This window comes from Lacisediminimonas sp., assembly GCF_030645335.1.
Lineage (GTDB): Bacteria > Pseudomonadota > Gammaproteobacteria > Burkholderiales > Burkholderiaceae_D > Lacisediminimonas.
This window is the reverse complement of sequence record NZ_JAUSNH010000085.1, coordinates 1-3262: the sequence shown is the minus strand read 5'-3', so window position 1 is coordinate 3262 and position 3262 is coordinate 1. Positions and strand designations below refer to the sequence as shown.

The 3262-nt window shown below is 64.3% G+C and carries 4 protein-coding genes; all 4 read right to left on the bottom strand.

Translation table 11 applies throughout. The features are described 5' to 3' along the window. Window positions 1-558: hypothetical protein (locus Q7T64_RS06190; RefSeq protein ID WP_304792906.1), on the bottom strand; the 558-nt coding region annotated here is incomplete at its 3' end. Further along, complete coding sequence (locus tag Q7T64_RS06185) at window positions 555-1376, bottom strand: ABC transporter permease (RefSeq protein ID WP_304792903.1); 822 nt, start codon at window positions 1374-1376, stop codon at window positions 555-557. The genes Q7T64_RS06185 and Q7T64_RS06190, both read right to left, overlap by 4 nt. A gap of 3 nt (window positions 1377-1379) precedes the next feature. Continuing rightward, entirely contained in the window at window positions 1380-2198 is an 819-nt protein-coding gene (locus Q7T64_RS06180; RefSeq protein WP_304792899.1) for an ABC transporter ATP-binding protein, read from the bottom strand. 188 nt (window positions 2199-2386) lie between these two features. Further along, on the bottom strand, window positions 2387-3220 hold the full coding sequence (locus tag Q7T64_RS06175) for a hypothetical protein (RefSeq protein ID WP_304792896.1): 834 nt from the start codon (window positions 3218-3220) through the stop codon (window positions 2387-2389). Window positions 3221-3262 lie beyond the last annotated feature (42 nt).

The following is a 3262-nucleotide window of genomic DNA, read 5'->3' as shown; positions in this document are numbered from 1 at the left end:
GTCGCCCGGGCCGCCCATGACCTGATACCGGACCTCCAGCGCATCGAGTATGTCCAGGCATAACAGCACGATATGCGGTGTCTTCAGGACCTGGCATCCGGTGTAAAAAACAAAGTCCGGCGCGGCGCCGGGTTCGGGCTTTGCCGAAAGCCGGGCCAGCATCTCGGGCTCAAGCTGCAGCCGCGGCAGCACCCGCACGCCCCTGGTCATCGCCGCGAATGCCTGTCCGCCTTTCAGTCGACTTTCTTCGGCGCTGGCCCGCTTTTTCAGCGTCAGTCCGGCAAGCGACAGCAACAGACGCGGGTTGACCGCCTCCGGACAATGCGGAATGCAGGTGCCGCTGCCCGAGCAGACCTCGGTCCAGCGCTGCGCCTGCGCTGTGCCGGGGCCGCCACGCAGGATATCGAGCACGCCGGCCGTGACTGCCCCGGGATCACTGGCGCCAATACCGGCCGGCGCTGGCATCGGACAAATCTCGAAGCAGCGACCGCATGCGGTACAGGCGTCCTGCAACTGCTGCGCCTGGCGCGCCAGCGCCTGGGCAAAGGCGTCGCTCATGGCTCGCTGTCCCGGCGCTGGGCCCAGTACACGACACGACGCTCCAGGGTGCGGATGCCGAGGTTGGCGGCCAGGCCGATACTGGCCAGGAAAATCAGGATGGCGAACATGCCGGCCGTGTCGAGGTTGGCCTGCGCCTGCAACACCAGCACGCCCAGGCCGCGCTGGGCGCCGACGAACTCGGCAACGATGGCGCCGGTCAATGCCAGCACCACGGCCACGTTCAGGCCGGCGAATATGGTAGGCGCGGCGGATGGCAAGCGCACATAGATGAAGGTCTGCCAGCGGCTGGCCAAGATCACCCTCATCAGGTCGATTCGTGCGCTGTCCACGATCGACAGTCCGCTCAGCGTATTGATCAGGACCGGAAAAAACGTGATCAGCGCCACCACGAAAATCTTCGACTCCAGGCCGAATCCGAACCACATGATGATCAAGGGCGCAACCGCGACCTTGGGCAGGGACTGCACCGCCACCAGAGAGGGGAACAGCAGCTTGCCGAGACGGCCGAATTCACTGACCACCACACCGAGCACGAAGCCCAGCGAGCTGCCGATAATGAAACCGACCACCATCTCGAACACGGTGACGCCCAAATGCTCCCAGTACAGCCCGCGCTCCATGCCGCGCAAGATGGCTACCGCAATGTCGCTCGGCTTGGCGAAGGTCAGCGGCGATACATTGAAGCCGCGCACGATGGCTTCCCACGCGGCGACCAGCAACAGCAGGATGCCGTAGCGCGCCAACCGGTCCAGCAAGCGCGAAAACCTGGCCGGCAATCGGCGCGTCGCCGGCATTTTATTGACCGCCTCAGTCATCGCTCATTCCCCTTTGCCATCAAAATGGCCGCGTACCTGGTGGCACAGGGCTGAAAATTCAGGATGGAGCATGGTGGTGGCGGCCCGCGGGCGCGGAAGCGGCACGGCGATTTCCTCGGCAATCCGTCCCGGCCGCGGCGTCATGACGATGGTGCGGTCCGACAGGAACACCGCTTCGGAAATACTGTGCGTAATCAGCAGCACGGCACACCCGCTTTGCTCGGCGATGCGCGCCAGTTCCAGGTTCATTTGCTCGCGTGTAAGGGCATCGAGTGCGCCGAACGGCTCGTCCATCAGCAGCAAGCGCGGCTTGGACAATAGCGCGCGCACGATGGCGGCGCGTTGCCGCATGCCGCCGGACAGTTGCGACGGTGCGGCATCGTGGAAGCCCGCCAGGCCGACCCGATCCAGCAATTCGGCGGCGTGCCGGCGCGCCTTGGTCAGGTTGCCGCCCGCTGCGCGAATCGGCAGCACGACATTCTCCAGGACTGAAAACCAGGGCAGCATCACCGCGTCCTGGAAAATCACGCCAACGTCGGGACGCGGACCGGTCACTACCGCGCCATCTACCAGCGCTGCGCCCAGCGAAGGCGTCATCAGACCGGCGGCTATGCGCAGCAAGGTGCTTTTGCCGCAACCGGATGAGCCGACGATCGCGACGAACTCGCCTGGCGCGATGTTCAGGTCAATGCCATCGAGCGCAAGTGTGCTTGCAGTCGTCGAGGAATAGGTGTGGCTGACTGCGCTGATCTGCAGCATTGCGGTGGCGGCCTCGGACTGGCGGTCGTCGGCAATTGCGTACAGGCGAGTTGGATTTTGCATACTGTGGCATTAGCAAATGCTGTGCCACGCCGCGCCACGAATACGGAGGGATGCATTGCGCCCGAATCGGGAGCAAAACGACATTTGCACGACTCGTTCTGGTGCTGCTCTCCAAAGCGGTGCAAGCTTGGTGCAGCCTGCGCGCCGGGTGGACGCCGGGTTCAGGCAGCAGGATAGTGCTTAGTTCACTAAGAGATTTTTGCCGCACGCTGCGCAGGCCTCTTTTCGCTGCGCGCGAGGAAGGTCCAGGCCCAGGCGGCAAACATGACCAGGAACAGCAACAGGCCGATCGCCGAGTAGGTCAATTCATCCAATTCCGCATCCGGCTCGAAGGCGGCGATGATCCGATAGAGCGCAGCACCGAATGACATGCAGACGATCAGCATACCCAGCGCGCGCCGGTGCCGCCCGCTGCCCTCACTATTGCCTGCCCGCCGCGCTGCGCCGCACAGCAGCCGGCCGTCAATCGTATCGGTCATTGCCATGCCCAGCGTGAAGGCCAGGCCGGCCACCATCGCCGCCATGCTGCCTCCTTGCACCGTGGTGGCGTAGGCCCACATCGAGGCTTGCGTTGCGGTGTCGAACACGACAGCAAAAAGCATTCCGACCAACACGACCCCGAGCGGCCCGGAACGCTGGCGCAAGCGCCCTGGAATCAATCCCGATATCCAGCCGCGGACCTGGTAATGCCGGCCCGGCGACAGCAGTTCGCGCAGGTTCAGTACGCCAACGGCGACCAGCAGTAGGGTCGGCAGCCAATCGAAAATCGTCGCAATCCCGGGCGGAATCGGTACGCTCACGGCCAGTTGCCCCAGCAATACCGCAACCAGCGTGACCACCAGCCCATGGCCAAGCGCAAACAGCGTACCGACCCAGCGCGCCAACCCGCCGCCGCTTTCAATCGAGCGCCAGGTGAGGCTGTCGATGCAGGCAATATGGTCGGGGTCCAGGCCATGCCGCAGGCCGAGCGCGAACATCAGCAAGAGCCCGGCATGGGCAGCCCATTCGGTACTCAGGCCCATGGCGCGGCGACCGCTGCCTGGATCGGTTCACTGTTGGATATT

Bases quoted from the DNA above. Each gene is read 5' to 3' on its own strand.
- Q7T64_RS06185 (WP_304792903.1), bottom strand. From the start codon at position 1,376: ATGACTGAGGCGGTCAATAAAATGCCGGCGACGCGCCGATTGCCGGCC.
- Q7T64_RS06180 (WP_304792899.1), bottom strand. From the start codon at position 2,198: ATGCAAAATCCAACTCGCCTGTACGCAATTGCCGACGACCGCCAGTCC.
- Q7T64_RS06175 (WP_304792896.1), bottom strand. From the start codon at position 3,220: ATGGGCCTGAGTACCGAATGGGCTGCCCATGCCGGGCTCTTGCTGATG.